Source organism: Chitinophaga sp., from assembly GCF_039596135.1.
Classification (GTDB): Bacteria; Bacteroidota; Bacteroidia; order Chitinophagales; family Chitinophagaceae; genus Chitinophaga.
Window position 1 is genome coordinate 291,647 of the sequence record NZ_JBCNKH010000002.1, and the last position, 18,257, is coordinate 309,903.

The window sequence follows — 18,257 nt, forward strand, 5'->3', positions numbered from 1 at the left end:
ATATGAGAACCAAGCCTGTTTCTGTACGCCTCGGGGCTGTCTTATACCTGTTATTGTTGTTGCTGCCGGCTATCAGCCTGCGTGCACAGTCTGATATTACTATCGGTCTTGGCAACGGCAGCAACTCTACGACATCTTATCCATGTCCTATACAAGACTGGTATCAAGCTACCCGGGCACAATATCTATATCGAGCCTCAGAATTGACTGCCAAAGGCATGGGCCCTGGTATGATCAATGCTGTGAAATTTAACGCCACCTCCGTAGGAAGCGATGTGGACGGCGCAGAACAATATGCAATCAAGATAGTAGGAACCACTGTAAGTTCACTGTCTGATACATATTATGAACCCGTAGGCAATAACTTCTTCGGACCGGTGAATTATATGCCGGTAGTCGGGCTTAATACCTTCGCCATTCCGTCAGGTTTTTTCTGGAATGGTACGGACAATATCCTGGTGGAAGTATGTGGAGGTGCATCTTCCTATACACATAATCCCATATTTCCTTACACGACAGGTCTTGCATTCAATGGGTCTCATACCTATATACAGGATGCGGGTACCAGCCTCTGTGGCACCAACCTGGTGAGCACGGCATCGACAACCCGCCCTGACATTATTTTCAACTGGACTCCTGCAGCTGCATGTACCGGCACTCCCACAGCCGGTACTGCGGCCAGCAGCGCTTCGTCCGTATGTTTGAATGAAAGCTTTACACTTTCTCTGAGTGGTGCAACGGTGGCCTCCGGTCTTAAATACCAGTGGCAATCATCTACAAACAATAGCACATGGACAAATATTCCAAATGATACATTGTCATCACTTACTACCTCGCAGACTGTGTCCACCTATTATCGTTGCGTGGTTACCTGTGCTGCCAGCGGTAATTCGGCGAACTCTACGAGCGTACAGGTCTCAAGCCCATCGCTAGTACATGGTACCTTCACCATCAATAAGGCATTGCCTACAGGTGCAGGCAACTTTGCCTCCTTCAATGACGCATACAATTATATCAAGTGCGGTATTGACGGCGCCGTGGTATTTAATGTAGTGGCCAATGCAGCTTCTGCATATAATGAACAGCTGATCATGACACCGGTACCAGGTGCATCGGCAACGAATACAATAACCTTCAATGGTAATAACGATACGATTGCTTACCTGAGCACGACGAGTGCAGAAAGAGCAGTGATTAAACTGAATGGCGCAGATTATATCACCTTCAATGACCTGGTCATTCAGGCCAAAGGCAGTACTTCCGGCCAATATGGCTTTGGGGTACAACTGATGAACGATGCGGATTACAATACCATCAACAATTGTAAAATCCTTATCAATACAACCTCTACCTCTTCCGATTTTGCAGGTATCGTCGTGAGCGCTTCAGCTACATCTGCTACCGGAACTGGTGCTACCAACTGTGACAATAATACTATCAGCAATAATACGATCATAGGCGGTTACTACAGCATTACGCTGGTAGCCAGCTCTACGAACTCAAATGGCAGCAATAAAATTATCAGCAACAAACTCCAGGACTTCTACTATTATGGTATCTATATCTATGGAGCATTCAACCTGACATTTGAGAAAAATATCATCAGCCGTCCTTCACGTACTTCTGTAGATAACTTTTATGGTATCTATGTGACGAACCTGAACACAAAGCTGAACATCAATGCGAACAGGATCACTAACCCATTTGGTGGTAACCCCACCAGCACCAGCACATTCTATGGTATTTACTTTACCAGCGTAGATGCGCTGAACACGTTGGAGAACGTGGTGAGCAATAACCTGATCTACAACCTGACAGGTAGTGGGTCTGTATATGGCTTCTACAACAGTTCTTCAGACAATGTATTCTATTATCACAATACCCTTTCACTGGATGGATCTGCGACCCCGGGCACATCTTATGTGACAAGAGGTTTTTACCAGACCACCCAGGCCGCAGGCATTTATTTCAGGGATAACATGATCACCATCAACCGTGGTGGACAGAATATCAAGCATGGTATTTATTTTAATACTACTTCCAGTGATATCGTATCCAATTATAACAATATCTACCTGGCTGCAACGGCAGCTAATGCTTACACAGGTTATTATTCTGCTAACAGGTCAACATTAACTGACTGGCAAACCGCTGCTACACAGGATGCCAATTCACTGGCGGCAAATCCTATTTATAAAGACAGCACGAATGGCAACTATGCACCCAGCAGCCAGACGGTGAATGACAGAGGGTTCCCTGTAGGTATTGCTGCAGATATCAACAGCAATACCCGTAGTACATCTACCCCTGATATGGGCGCCTATGAGTTTACACCCGATCCATGTACCGCACCACCAGTGCCAGGTACTGCAACGGTGAACAGGAACCCGGTATGTGTGGGTACTAATGTAGGTCTGAGCCTCTCAGGTAATAGTAATGGTCTCACGCAAACCTATCAGTGGCAGTATTCCACTACTGCTACAGGTCCGTGGACGGATCTGGGTACGCCTATCAACTTCCCGGATACAGTGATTGTATCTACGGCTACTCTATACTATCGGGCAGCAGTGACCTGTAGTGGTAATACTGCTTATGCTACACCTGTGTTGCTTACGGTAAACCCGGCATTGCCGCCAAATACTTATACTGTAGATAAAAACTCACCAGCCAGTGCGACCAACTATACCAGCTTTGCAGCTGTAAAAGCTGCCCTGGAGTGTGGTATCTCAGGTCCTGTGGTATTCAATGTAGTGGCAGGCCGTACGCCTTATGAAGAACAGTTCTCACTGGATTCTGTAAGAGGTACTTCAGCTATCAATACTATTACTTTCCTTGGTAATGGTAATACTATTCACTATAGCTCTAATACCACCGATGAACGTGCCGTCATCAAACTGAAGCACACAGACCATATCATTTTCGATGGCCTGAACATCGATGCGACCGGTTCTGGTACTTACGGCTATGGTGTACAATTCATCGATCATGCAGATAGCAACGTGGTAAGGCATAGTAACATTCTTACGAATACTACTGATGGGTATAATACCAGCTACGCAGGTATCGTGATCAATGCATCTGATGCAGATGCAACTACTTCAGGTGCTACCCGCTGTACAGGCAACGTGATTGACAGCAATACTGTGACAGGTGGTTTTTACAGTGTTACTGTAGTAGGCGATAACAGTGATCCGGTATACAGTACAACCATCACTAACAATACGCTGCAGGAGTTCTACTACTACGGCGTTTACCTGGAATATACTTCCGGTACACTGTTAAAGGCAAATATCATACAGCGACCTACCCGTACAAATGTGAGCTACTACTATGGATTGTATGCTTACGGAGAGAACACTAACCTGAATGTACTGGAAAACAGATTTACCAATCCATTTGGAGGGGCATTGACTTCTACCAGTTACTTCTACGGTATATACTTCAGCAGTGTGTCTTCCAATTTAAGCACACCTATCCTGGTAGCTAACAATATCATGTACAAAACTACCGGTGCAGGCTACCAGTATGGTATCTACAATTATAATTCACCTAATATCAATTACTACCACAATACACTTTCGCTGGATAATACCGGCGGTAGCTCTTCTTATTATTCAAGAGGTTACTACCAGTCCGGTACAACTACTGGTATTAATTTCAAGAATAACATTATTACCGTCACTACCTCTGGTCCGAACTATAAATATGCAGTTTACCTGTCGTCAACCGGTACAGAGTTCTTCGCAGACCACAATGATTACTTTGTAGCAGGCGGCGGCAACAATAAATATATCGGTTACAATAATGGTAACCAGGCTACACTGGCAGCCTGGAAAGGCAGCACAGGCCAGGATGCTGCTACCATTAGTATAGATCCTGTCTATGCCGATGCGCCAAATGGTAACCTGACCCCGGTGATCTATCCGCTGGATAATACAGGTATTCCATTAGGCATCACCAACGATATTGTACATAAGACAAGGAGCACTACCACACCTGATATCGGTGCTTACGAAATAGACATCGTTCCGTGTGTGGCGCCACTGAACCCTGGTAATGCAGTGGTAACGCCAAACAGCAATATCTGTATGGGTACCCAGATCACCCTCGATCTGACAAGCAATACACCGGGTGGCCGCATGACCTACCAGTGGCAGGCATCTTATACAGCGAGTGGTCCATGGATCAATGTATCCGATACCCTGTATGTATCTCAATATAAGATGGAGCTGGGTATGCTCAACTACTTCCGTTGTAAGATCGTATGCAGTGGCACTGACAGCGCATTCTCCACAGTAGCTTCCGTGGCCATGAATGCACCGCTGGTGAAAGGGTTGTATACCATCAACCCTGCAGGTACAGGCAACCGCAACTTTACTTCTTTCCAACAGGCGGTGACAGCACTGGAATGTGGTATAGCTGGTTGGGTGATCTTCGATGTAGTGCCCGGCACTTACACTGAGCGGATCCGTATGCATAAAATACCAGGTGCATCAGATACCAGCCGTGTGACCTTCCGTAGTCAGTCCGGCGACGCTACAACTGTAACACTCACAACTGCACCTACTACGGCTGCTAACTATGTATTGAAACTGGATAGCGCAAGCTATGTGACTTATAAAAACATTACCATTAAAGCTACCGGCTCTACCTATGCAAGAGTAGTAGAACTGGCCGGTACTACAGCATACGACAGCTTACTGACCAACAATCTGGTGATGCCGGCTACGACTACCAACAGTACAAATATGGCCGGTGTGTATGCCACCAGCTTTAAAGGAAACAATAATGCAATTGTCGGGAATACCATCACAAATGGCGCCAGTGGTATTTACATCTCTGGTACAGGCTCGGATGAACTGGCTGCATCCATTGTGATCGACAGCAATACCGTGACTGGTGCCTATGTGAATGGTATCTATTCATCTTATGTAGATCATATTGTCATCACAGGCAATGCGGTGAATATGGCAGCACCGCTGGCCAGCACATCTTATGGTATCTACAACTACTACGACGACGGTGCGTTCAAAACAAACCACAACGTGGTGAACATCAGCAATGCCACCACCACTACCTATGGTATTTATACCTACAGTTGCGATGCATCGCAGGCAGATACTGCACAAATGGATGGCAACAGGGTGATTGGGGTAACAGGTAATACCGGTTCTATGTATGGCTTATACAACCAGTATTCTACCTATGTGAATAATGTTAACAACGTGATCAATATCGCGACATCAGGCAGCAGTTCCTATGGCCTGTACAGCGGCAGTGATGCAAACAGCGTGTACTATAACAATACTGTACAGAGTGCCGCTACATCAGCTACCAACAATGTCGCTGCATACCTGGGTCACGCTTCTGCCGGATACAGCAATGTCTTCTTCAGAAATAACATCTTCTCTCATACCGGTGGTGGTTATGCCATGTATGTGACCAATGTGGGGTATCACAACAGTGACTACAATACACTGTATACATCCGGTACAAACCTGGTCAGAAATTCAGGTGTAGGTGCCAACTACACTTCGCTGAATGATTTTGTGACAGCTGCCGATCAGGATATACATTCCATTGTGTACAAACCAGCATTCGAGGCAGGTAATAATAACCTGCTGCCTGACCTGAATAATCCTGAAGTATGGGCAATTCATGGTCGTGGTGTACAGGTGAGAGGCAATGCACATGATTTTAGTGGTGCATATCGTCCACAAACACTGGCAGAGGGCGTACCTGATATGGGGGCCTATGAGTTCCTGCCTGCTGTGGAACCAGTGTTGTTAACACCGGTACCAGCTGCTCCGTCGCCGGGTATTACCCAGACGTTCATGTTCGGTACAGATACAGTAGCGAAAATTACATGGGCTGCTTCGGGTGCAGTACCTGCATCCCTGACGCTGAAACGCTATTCTGGTATCAAGCCGCCAAACCTGAATCCAACACAGGAATTCATGTACTTCTATACAGATGTAGATGCGAATGGACAGTACAGCAACTTTGATTTCAAACAATACTATGTGCCTTCATGGCAGGGTACATTCACAGACGAAAAAACTATTCACCTGGGCAGAACCAATGTAGACTCTGCATGGGTGGTGAATGATAGTAGTAAGGTAGATACTGATTTCAAAACGATTGCTGAAAATCAGTTGTCATACCTCGACAGGTATACCGGTCTGAAAGGTAGCGAGCCTGATGCACCTAACTTCCCTGCACTGCCGGATAGTTCTAACAGGGGCACCCGCTTCTGGGTAGGCTATGGCCACCAGTACTACATGAATGTGGATAACTCTCAGAATATGGTGCTGTACCTGAGTGCACAACAACCAGCACATGTAGTAGTGAAGATTCATGGTACCAGCTATAGAAAAGAATATTCAGTACCAGCCAATTCAGTACTCGCTACAGACATCATTCCTAAATCAGGATTGAGCGATGCACGTCTGTTGGGCGAAGGATTGTATGAACAAGGTATCAGTATAGAAAGCGACGTGCCTATCGTAGCCTATGCCCACATTTATAGCGCTGCTTCTTCGGGTGCAACGATGCTGTTGCCTGTAGGAACTTACGGTTATGAGTACTATGCACTCACATCCCGTCAGAACTATAGTTCCGGTTCTTATTCCTGGTTCTACATCATTGCCGACAATGATAATACAGTAGTAGAAGTCACACCATCCGTACCTACACTGGCAGGCAAACCAGCCAAGGTACCATTCACCGTGACACTGAATAAGGGCCAGGTGTACCAGGTACTGGGTGCCATCATGAGCGGTTCAGAAGGCTATGACCTGTCTGGTAGTAAGGTGAGATCTATCACCAACAGTGCAGGTAAATGTTATCCGGTAGCTGTCTTCTCTGGCAACAGCCGTACCACATTAGGTTGTGACGGTGCGCTCGGTAGCTCTGGTGATAATGCGATCCAGCAGAACTTCCCGTCACAGGCATGGGGTATGCACTATCTCACAGCACCTACCAGCAGTTCTGACGATGCTGCTACACTCTCTACCAATATTTTCCGTGTACTGGTGAAAGACACCACTACCATTGTGAAGCTGAATAATGTGCAGCTGACAGGATTGATCAATGGCCGCTACTACCAGTACCAGAGCAATACTGCCGATTTCCTTGAAGCTAATCAACCGGTCATGGTAGCGCAGTATATGTCTTCCGAAGATGCCTGTCCTAATACCGGTTCAATGGGCGATCCTGAAATGTTCTATATCAGTCCGCTGGAACAGGGTATCAATGCAGTAGGTCTGTACCGCAATGTGGTAGATGCGATCGAGGTAAACTACCTCACGCTGATTATCCCAACAGGAGGTTTAAGCTCCCTGCTGATTGATAACAGTAATCTCTTCGACTATACTTATGCACATCCTAACAAACCGGGATATACAGTAGTAGTGAAGAGATGGTCCGCAGCATCTGCACAGTGTATAGTAACCAGTGATTCGGCCTTTACAGCAGTTACTTATGGTATGGGTAGTGTAGAAAGCTATGGTTTCAACGCTGGTACACTGGTAAGAAACCTGAATGCCACTACATCCTTCAACAATAACTATGGTACCGGTACCAGCTCTAATTACACCTGTGCCGGCACACCATTCCACTTCACGGCTATGCTGCCTATCAAACCAGTCTCTATCATATGGGAACTGAGCCAGGTCAGCAACCTGTTGCCAGCAGGCGATGTTACTCAAACAAACCCTGTAGCACTGGATAGCCTTGTGGCCAATGGCAAGACCTATTATAAATATGACCTGACGGGTGATTACATGTTCACTGCACCAGGTACCTACTACATCCCGATGAAGATGCAGCATCCTGAAATCGAAAGCTGTGACAACACTTCCGAAGTGATGCTCACCATCAAGGTAATCAGGAAACCAGTGGTGGACTACAGTGTGGATTACTCCGGTTGCGTGGCTGACATTGCCGAGCTGACAGGTACTGTAACCACCGAAAACAATGCGGCCATCAATACCTGGAAGTGGAACTTCGCCGATGGTACAACAGCAGCTACACAAAAGGTAACCCGTCAATATCCTGCTGCCGGCACCTATGTAGAAGAACTGCACATCATCACTTCCGAAGGTTGTATTGGTGATACAGCAAAAGAAGTGGTAGCCAATGAACCCACAGCAGCGAAACTGGTGACGGATAGCTTCACTGTTTGCTACAACTCATCTATAACCTTCACCGTGAAGGACCCTGAAACCGGTGTAACCTATAGCTGGTTCAATGCGAAGACCGGTGGTGCCCTGCTGGATACCGGCAACACCTTCACCATCAATCCGGTAACGACTCCTGGTATCTACTATGTAGAAGCTATGAAGAACGGTTGTGTGAGCACCTCGCGCACAGCAGCTACACTAACTGTACTGCCGCTGCTCACCGCACCTGTAGTAGAAGTAGATAGCATCGGTGTAAACACTATCCGCTTCAAATGGAATGCGATACCTGGTGCAACTGGTTATGAAGTAAGTACTGATGGTGGCACTACCTGGACCACGCCTTCATCAGGTGCACAGGGTACAGAACATATAGTGACCGGCCTGAAACCGGTGCAGGAAGTGACGCTGATTGTGAAAGTAAAAGGTTGTGAAGACAAACTCTCTGATCCGGTGTCAGCAATCACGCTTACAGATGGTATCTATATACCAAATGCTTTCTCTCCAAATGGCGATGGACTGAACGATGTACTGAAAGTATATGGTGCAGTGATCCGCGAAGTACACTTTATGGTGTTCAACCAGTGGGGTGAGAAAGTCTTTGAATCAAATGACCAGTCAGTAGGCTGGGATGGTTTCTACAAGAGTAAGGCGCAGCCTTCAGGTGTATACATCTATGTGGTAAAACTGAAACTGATAGATGGTAGTGCAGTAGATAGAAAGGGTTCAGTGAACCTGATCAGGTAAGCCTAATAAAATAGTTATCCCATGAAGTATCCTGTTTTAAATTATACTGCTTGCTATTGCTCTCCACCTACGGGTGGGGGCAACAGCCGCAGGTTACAGCGCCCCTTGTGGCTTACACTGGTCTCGCTGTTCGTCATCGTATTATCTGGTCATGCACAAAACCTTTCCAATAAAGGAACAGAGTTCTGGACAGCGTATGGCCACCATGAGTTTATGGAGCCAGGCTGGACCAACTCACAGGAGATGGTGCTGTACCTGAGTGCAGAGCAACCTGCTGTAGTCACTGTATCGGTAGACAGCCTTGGCTGGAGCCGTACTTACTCCATTCCGGCCAATACGGTAATTGCTACTGATTATATTCCCAAGGGAGGTACCTACGATGCGCGTTTGTATTCAGTGCCGCCTGCTTTTGGTGGTACAGGTGGCGAAGGCATATTCAGGTACAAGGGTATCCATATTGTGAGCGATGTACCTATTGTGGCATATGGTCACATATTTGGTTCTGCTTCTTCCGGTGCCACTACATTGTTGCCTGTCAATACCTGGGGGTATTATTATGTATCGCTGAATAGTGAGCAGAACTATGCCTCAGATTGCTTTTCCTGGATGTATGTAATCGCGAGTCACGATAGTACAGTTGTGGAAATCACACCTTCTGCGCTGACCCGAAATGGAAACCTGGCCAATGTGCCCTTTACAGTAACATTGAATAAAGGACAGATTTACCAGGTGGTGGGAAGCACGAATGGGAGTTCAGGCCCAGAGCTAACGGGAACCAAAGTTCGCTCTATTGCAAACGTCGCCGATACCTGTTATCCGATTGCAGTTTTCTCCGGTAGTAGCCGTACAGCTATTACCTGTACACCTGGTGGCAGTGGTAGTGGTGATAACAACATGCAGCAGGTGTTTCCTTCGCAGGCATGGGGAAAGCGCTATTTGTTGGCGCCAACCAGTACTGACAATAGCCCTTCGACTTTTATGACCAATATCTATAAGGTAGTGGTAAAAGATCCTACTACGGTCGTAAAACGAAATGGTGTGGTATTGACCGGGTTGATTGGAAATAGTTACTACCGTTTTACCAGTGGTACTGCCGATTATATAGAAGCAGATAAGCCGGTACTGGTTGCACAGTTTATGTCTTCTTCGGGATCCTGTCCGAACACCAACGGTAACGGCGACCCTGAAATGGTATATCTCAGTCCTATTGAACAGGCGATCAAAAACATTGGCTTCTATCGCAATACAAGGGAAAGTATTACGGTGAATTACCTCACCCTGATCATTCCCACATCAGGTACGCAAACATTAAAAATAGACGGGCTGAATAATGCGTGGAACTATACATATGCACATCCAAACCTGCCAGGTTATTCCGTAGTTATCAAACGCTGGCCGGCAGCACAGGCACAATGTCTTGTGTCCAGCGACTCAGCCTTTACCGCGGTGACGTATGGATTAGGTTCTGTAGAAAGCTATGGCTACAATGCAGGTACCCTTATCAATAACCTGAATGCAGTTGGTACCATTCACAACCAATATGATACAGCCAAAGTAAAGAACGACTTTACCTGTACCAATACGCCTGTGGAACTGTCTGTATTACTGGCATATCATCCTACAAAGATGGTGTGGCAAATCAGTCAGCTGGGTAGCGTGATCACACCTAACAATGATGTGGTCATCACTAATCCCGTGAGCTCTGGCCAGGAACTCGTAAATGGCGTACCCTATTACAAATATACCCTGCCGGGCACTTACCAGTTCAGTAATACCGGTAGTTACGATATTACAATTACAAATACCAACCCTGAAATTGAAAAATGTGATCACACCGAACAGGTGAAAATCACAGTAACAGTTAAGAAGAAACCATCCGCTAAGTTCTCTTATACCCATACCGGGTGTACAAAAGACTCTGTCTACTTTACTGGCGACACCAGCGGAAATGGATACGATGTCAATCGCTGGAAATGGACATTTGCAGGCCCCGTACTGGATAGCGGTCAGCATGTGACACATGCCTTTGCGCCCGGCCAGCAGAATGTACAACTGCGTGTGATTACAGAAGAAGGTTGTGTGGCAGATACTACAGCGAGCATCACTATCTATCCAAGACCTACTGCAGACTTCAATACCAGTGTGCAGGGTGTATGTGCAGGCGGTGATGTAACGCTCACAGACCAGTCGGCCTTTGGCGGCAGTGGTCCTATCGTGGGATGGTACTGGGATGGCGGCAATGGCACTATCGCTAACAATACAACTGCTGCTGCACAGACTGTACACTACGATACATACGGCACTTATAATATCAAACATATTGTAAAGGTGAGCGACCTCTGTGTGAGCGATACTGTTACAAAAGCAGTTACTGTGTATGCCAAACCGGTGCCTTCCTTTACCTATCCTGACAACTGCCTGGCAGTAGATGGCATTGTACAGTTCACCAGCACAACGACGGTGCCGGATGCACAAACCCTGAGCTCCTATACATGGGACTTTGGGGATGCTGCTGCTACACCTGCCAATCCAAACACCAGCACAGATGCTAATCCACAACATACATACACCTCATTTGGTACATATACTATCAAATACAGTGCGACTACTGCAAATGGTTGTACAAAAGATACTACCGTGACTGCGGTCTTCAAGCTGAAACCAAAACTCACTTACACCAAACTGGATTCTGTCTGTGTAAACCTGAAGGGAACCGTAGATGTAGCGAAAGCCGCCGTAACGAATGGGGTAACAGGTACAGGTGTATATAAAGGTCCGGGTACCAGCACTGCCGGGGTATTCAATCCGATCACCGCAGGTGCAGGCACTCACACTATCTGGTATGTATTTACTACCAACAGTGGTTGTATAGATTCCATTTCGAGTACTATCAAAGTGAATCCAAAACCGGCAGCTGCCTTTACGGCCAATGATGTATGTCTGGGCGAAGCGGTAGCGATCAGCGATCAGTCGACCATCTCAGCAGGCAACATTGTTTCCTGGAACTGGAACTTCGGCGATGGTAATAGTGAGAGCCATACTAATAATACAACCTTCAACAAAACATACACTGTCTGGAAGACCTACACTGTGAAACTGGTAGCGGTCAGCGATAATGGTTGCGCCAGTGATACCGCTACCAACACAGTGGCTGTACACCCGAACCCGACTACCGACTTTGCATTGCCACAGCATATCTGTATGCCGGAAGGTATTGCGGAATTCACCAACAATGCTTCCACACCCGATAAATCGGCTATGAGCTATCAGTGGAACTTTGGCGATGGCACAGCCACCAGTACCACTGCTTCGCCAACGCATGTTTATCAGCAGGCAGGCAGTTATACGGTGACACTGACCGCTACTACTAAATATGGTTGCAGCAGCAGTAAAGACAAAGTACTGAGTGCCTTCTATACCCAACCGGTCGCCCAGTTCTCCGTATCGCCCGATACACTTTGTCAGGGCACTGAAAGCATATTCACTGATCAGAGTACAGACGCCAGTGACAACATTACTACGTGGAGCTGGACCTTTGGCGATGGCAGTAGTTCTACCAGCCGTAACCCGGTAAAAGAATACACGATGCCCGGTGAATACACTGTACAACTCACCGTTACCAACGGTGCAGGTTGTGTATCTACGCCGGTGAGCAGCCAGGTGGTTGTCTACCTGCAACCGGTGATCGATGCCGGCGATGACTTTGTCGTACCACAAGGCACCCTTATACAATTTAATGCCACTGCCAACGATAGCACCCAACTGGTATTCCGCTGGTCACCGGGCGATGGGCTTTCATCTGCCAATGTACTGAACCCATGGCTGGTGGCGATGGCAGACCAGGTATACACGCTCACGGCTATCGGAAAAGGTAGCTGTGGTGCACAGGACCAGATGAAAGTAAAAGTGCTGAAACCTGTGAAAATACCGAATGCTTTCTCTCCAAACGGAGATGGTATCAACGATCGCTGGGTAATAACCAACCTCGCAGATTATCCTGGTGCCACCATCGAAGTATTCAACAGGTATGGACAAAGGGTCTACTCGTCTGTCGGCTACGATACACCCTGGGATGGTATGTGGAATGGCAAGCTGCTGCCGTTGGCGACTTACTACTACATCATCAAACTGAAAAACGGGTTCGCACCTCTCACCGGGTACGTTACGATACTTCAATAAGCAAATATTAACTCGCAATGAAAAATATCATCACCTTCATCCTGCTTTGCCCGCTATTGTTTGTAATGGCTGATAGGGCAAATGCGCAATCTGATCCGCATTTCTCCCAGTACTATGTGTATCCCTCCTGGCTGAACCCCGCACTGACCGGTGCTTTTGATGGTGACTACCGGGTGTCGGCTATATACCGTACCCAGTGGGGTAACATCAGCAGTCCGTTTGCCACCTATGGTGTAGCCGCTGATATTACCACCAATAAGCAATTCAATATTGGCGCCAGTGTATTGAATCAATCCGCTGGTGATGGTGGATATAACTATACAACCGGTTATGCCAGTGCATCTTATACAGGTGTGAAGCTGGGCGCTAACCAGACACACAGGTTGGTATTCGGTATCCAGGTGGGGTTAATCCAACGCCGCTTTGATGCCTCCAAACTCACCTTTGGTGACCAGTGGAACCCGGTGACTGGTTATAACCCTGGCACGCCGAGTGCAGAAGCGTTAAGCAGAACATCTGCCACCTCCTTCGATGCCGGTGCGGGTGTACTGTATTACGACGCAGAGCCAGGTAAGAAATACAACATCTTTGGTGGTTTTGGTGTCAGTCACCTTACACGTCCTACCGATCAGTTCAGTGCCAGTGGCGATGCACGTTTCCCCATGCGCTTTACAGGACACGCAGGTGTGAAAGTAGCGATCAATGAAACCTTTAGCATTACGCCGAATTTATTATACCTCCACCAGGGCAATGCAGAAGAAAAGATGATAGGTGCATACGGTCAGATGTATGTAACCCCCACAGTCGATTTTCTGCTGGGTGTGAACTACCGTTTCAAAGATGCAATTGCGCCTCATGCTGGCTTTACCTATGGCGGCTTTACCCTCGGTGCCAGCTATGATATCAACACGTCCGATCTGGGTAAGATAGCGAGAGGCTCCAATAGCTTCGAGATCTCGCTGACCTGGATAGGCAGAAAACTCTTTAAAACACCTGAAGTAGAATTTGTGTGCCCACGTCTCTAACATCTAATACAGAACCATGAAAAAGATTTTCTTCACAGCAGCACTGTTAGGTGCAGTCATGGCAGGCAAAGCCCAGTTTGCATACAATTACCTCAAGGCTGCTGACTATTATTTCAGGAACGCGGACTACAATTCTGCTGCACAGTATTATGAAAAATACCTGGCAGGCAACCGCTCCATCGTCAGCAATGCCGTTTATAAACCTTACAATACACAACAGGTAGCCAGCAAAAAATCCCTGCCTGTCAGTTCTGAACACCAGGCCATTTATAAGCTGGCAGAGAGCTATCGCTTATTGCATGATTATAGCAAAGCAGTGCCCTGGTATGCAGAAGCCATGGAGTTCGAAAAATCTGAATATCCATTAGCGCCTTATTACTATGCCGTATCACTTCGTGCATTGAGCCGCTATGACCTGGCAGAAAAAGCATTTGCTTATTTCCTCGATACTTACCAGGCAGATGATAAATACCGGGAAGATGCAAAGCGGGAACAACAGAACCTGCACTTCATTATCGTGCAACTGGCACGTCCTGACCTTTCACTATACACTGTAGAAAAAGGCAATACTAACCTGAACCCTGAAGGTGCAAACTATGCACCGGTATGGTTAGGTGATACACTCCTGTTATTCACGTCTACCAGACCTGATAACGGTGCAGCAAAGAATCACGTATTTACCAACAGGGTGTATGGTGCAAAGTTCAGTGGTGAAGTACCAGACAGTATTTCCAAACTGGCATTGGCACAGCCAAAAAGTGAAGAGCAGGGAGTGATCAGTGTTACGCCTGATGGCAATACCATGTTCCTGACCCGGTGGATAAAAAATAAGAAAGCGGCGATCTATAGTAGTCGTAGAAATGGTGATACCTGGGGAGAGCCAGTGTTGCTGGATTCTATTGTAAATGCAGCCGGCTTCAGTGCACAGCAGCCCTTTGTAACAGCCGATGGCAAGCGTTTATTATATGCCAGTGACAGACCTGGTGGTGAAGGAGGATTGGATATATGGGAAGCGCAACTGAATGGTGACGGTACACCTTTCTTCACAAAGAACTTAGGTCCTGTCGTAAATACGGCTTCCAATGAACAGGCGCCTTATTATCATAGCCCTTCTGGTTTATTGGTCTTCTCTACAGATGGGAGAGTAGGTATGGGCGGATATGATTTCTTCTATACGAAAGACAGTGCAGGTGGTTATACAACACCCGTGAATTTCGGTTATCCTGTAAACTCTGTGAAGGATGATATCTACTTCACCAGCAAGGGGAGTAAAGACAATATCCTGGGGTCAGTATGGTTATCGTCTGATCGTTCTGCCAGCTGTTGCTTAGAGTTGTTTACCCTGAAAAAGAGTGTGCCACCACCACCGCCACCTCCGCCACCAGTACCTGAAACACCTGTGGCTGTAGCACCACCGCCAGCTGAGATGCCTGTGGTACTGGACAATGTATACTACGATTTCAATCAATCATACCTGCAACCAGCTTCATATCCTGCATTGGATAAACTGGTAGCGATGCTGCAGGCACATCCTGAAGTGAAGATAGAACTGAGTGCACACACAGATAGCAAGGGTTCGGATGAGCTGAACCGGAAACTGTCTGACGCACGTGCAAAGAGTTGTGTGGATTACCTCGTGAGCAAAGGTGTGGCAGCAGAACGTCTTACCTGGAAGGGGTATGCGGCTACAGTGCCGATAGCGCCTAATACCAACGCGGATGGATCAGATAATCCTGAAGGAAGGGCCAGGAACAGAAGGACGGAATTCAAAGTGATTAAATAGTAAACCATGAAAAGATTACCCCTGCTGTTATTGCTGCTGGCCTGGTCAGCCAGCAGCTATGCACAGCAACAACCGCACTACACCCAGTACATTCTCAATACGTTCATTATTAACCCTGCTGTGGCAGGCATTGAGAACTACTGGGATGTAAAGGCAAGCCATCGCCATCAGTGGGCAGGATTGAATGGTGCCCCGGTTACTTCTTATCTCACCGTGCATGGCCCATTGCGCAAGAGTGATTATCCCGAAGCAAGTATCACGGGGCTTACACCCCCTGGTGAGAATCCAAGAGGCAGGGCTTACTGGCAACAGTATACCACACCGCCTGCACATGCAGGTGTAGGCATGACGATTCTGAATGATAAGACTGGCCCGCTGAACAGGTTTTCCATCACAGGTACATATGCACATCATATCCCTATTTCTGCACGAACCAGTGTGAGTGCAGGTATTTCGGTAGGTGTGCAGCAGATGTCGCTGGATGCATCGAAGCTGGATTTTGAACAGGCGGGAGATCCGGTGGTGGCAGCAAGTACACAGTTGAATAAGTGGCGGCCGGAAGTGAATGCGGGGTTGATGCTGTACAGCAGTAACTATTATATCAGTGCAGCTGTACAGAATATTATACCACAGCAGATCGCGTACGACAATGGAAAAGTAGTGGGTGATTCTTTGTATAGAGGCAAGCTGGTACCGCACCTGTTTTTCTCAGGCGGGTATCGTGCATTTATCAATGATGATATCAGTGTGTTGCCATCCGTGATGGTGAGAATGATTACAGCTGCACCGGTCAGCTTTGACCTGAATACAAAATTTCAGTATCGTGACCGGATGTGGATCGGGGCTTCTTACCGCATACAGGATGGGTTTGCAGCCATGTTTGGAGTGAATATCAATTCGACTATCAATATCGGGTACGCCTATGATTATACCACCTCTTCATTGAATACGGTGAGTAAGGGATCGCATGAGATATTGATTGGGTTCTTAATAGGAAATAGATATGGAGATCTATGTCCGCGCAATTTCTAAATCAAGTTGGGGCCGCCGGCCCGCTATATGCAAACCAGGATGGAGATAAAATTATTTCAAAACAATTCAATCAAAAACAAACAATCAAAATTTAAACTATGAAAAAGGTTTTCGGTTATTTATTCGTGGCATGTATGTTCTCCCTTACCCTTGGAATGACTTCTTGTAAGAAAGGTGACACGGGTCCTGCAGGCCCTCAGGGTGAGAAAGGCGACTCAGGAGTAGCCGGTAATGCAGGTATCATTTATTCCGAATGGGCAGATGCTACTTTCAGCCTGGCATCTGACAATGCTACGTACTTTGTAGATGTAGATGCACCAAAGATCACAACAGACATCCTGAACAACGGCGATGTAAAAGTATATACCCAGTACTATACAAGCGCTGGTGAACTGGTGGTGATGCCATTACCTTATTTCAATGGCAACTACATCATCAACGTATCATTATTTGAAGGTGGCTTTGAACTCTACAGCAATGCAGACTTCAGCTCTTATACTGACGATAGTGGAAAGAATGCTTTCCAATACAGATATGTAATCATTCCAGGTGGCAAGGCTGCGCGCAAAGCAGGCATTGACTGGAACAATTACGAACAGGTAAAAGCATACCTGCATCTGAAGAACTAGTTTACTAATGACCATCTCCATCAAAACCACAAGTAACAGGGCTGCTTTATCGAGAGCGGCCAGTTTTTATCAACATCTAATAATCATACCATGAAAAGATATAGTGAATTGACAGATGAAGAACTAATAAAACTCTACAGATCGGGAGACGATAGTGCATTCTCGGTACTGGTGTACAGGCATAAAAACAGGATCTTTACAACCATCATGTTGTTAGTAAAAGACCGGCACCTGGCAGAAGACATTTTCCAGGATGTGTTTATCAAAATCATTAATGCGCTCAACGAAGGACATTATCTGGACAACAGCCGTTTCATAGCCTGGGCAGTGAGAATTGCCCACAACTGCTGTATCAGCCATTTCCGTAAAAAGAATGCGCGTCCGGCCTTTGCGCTCATCTACAACGATGATATTACCAGCGGCGATAGTCGTATGGACATCAGCCAGGAGCAACGCATTATCATCAAAGAAACCAATACCGCCGTACAGGCATTGATGGATCGCCTGCCGGAAACACAGCGGGAAGCGCTGATACTGCGCTACTATGCAGATCTGAGTTTTAAGGAGATTGCGCAAACCGTCAATATAGGGATCAACACCGCCCTGGGTAGGGTTCGGTATGCTATCATCAACATGCGGAAACTGATGGAGCGTGAGGCACTGGAAGCAGTATTATAATCAA

At 46.8% G+C, this 18,257-nt stretch carries 7 protein-coding genes; all 7 read left to right on the forward strand.

Going from position 1 to position 18,257, the window contains the following annotated elements; all coding sequences use genetic code 11:
• Positions 1 to 2: 2 nt before the first annotated feature.
• Positions 3 to 8,927, forward strand: coding sequence for a gliding motility-associated C-terminal domain-containing protein (locus ABDW16_RS03135; RefSeq protein ID WP_343667660.1), 8,925 nt, complete (start codon positions 3 to 5; stop codon positions 8,925 to 8,927).
• Between the two features lie 21 nt (positions 8,928 to 8,948).
• A complete protein-coding gene (locus ABDW16_RS03140; protein WP_343667661.1) occupies positions 8,949 to 13,106 on the forward strand; it encodes a PKD domain-containing protein in 4,158 nt (1,385 codons plus the stop codon).
• A 17-nt stretch (positions 13,107 to 13,123) separates the two neighbouring features.
• On the forward strand, positions 13,124 to 14,131 hold the full coding sequence (locus tag ABDW16_RS03145) for a PorP/SprF family type IX secretion system membrane protein (protein WP_343667662.1): 1,008 nt from the start codon (positions 13,124 to 13,126) through the stop codon (positions 14,129 to 14,131).
• A 16-nt stretch (positions 14,132 to 14,147) separates the two neighbouring features.
• Entirely contained in the window at positions 14,148 to 15,914 is a 1,767-nt protein-coding gene (locus tag ABDW16_RS03150) for an OmpA family protein (RefSeq protein ID WP_343667663.1), read from the forward strand.
• 6 nt (positions 15,915 to 15,920) lie between these two features.
• Entirely contained in the window at positions 15,921 to 16,946 is a 1,026-nt protein-coding gene (locus ABDW16_RS03155) for a type IX secretion system membrane protein PorP/SprF (protein ID WP_343667664.1), read from the forward strand.
• Positions 16,947 to 17,044: 98 nt separating this feature from the next.
• Positions 17,045 to 17,575, forward strand: a complete 531-nt coding sequence (locus tag ABDW16_RS03160; RefSeq protein ID WP_343667665.1) for a collagen-like protein — start codon at positions 17,045 to 17,047, stop codon at positions 17,573 to 17,575.
• A gap of 90 nt (positions 17,576 to 17,665) precedes the next feature.
• Positions 17,666 to 18,253, forward strand: coding sequence for a sigma-70 family RNA polymerase sigma factor (locus ABDW16_RS03165; protein ID WP_343667666.1), 588 nt, complete (start codon positions 17,666 to 17,668; stop codon positions 18,251 to 18,253).
• Positions 18,254 to 18,257: the final 4 nt, after the last annotated feature.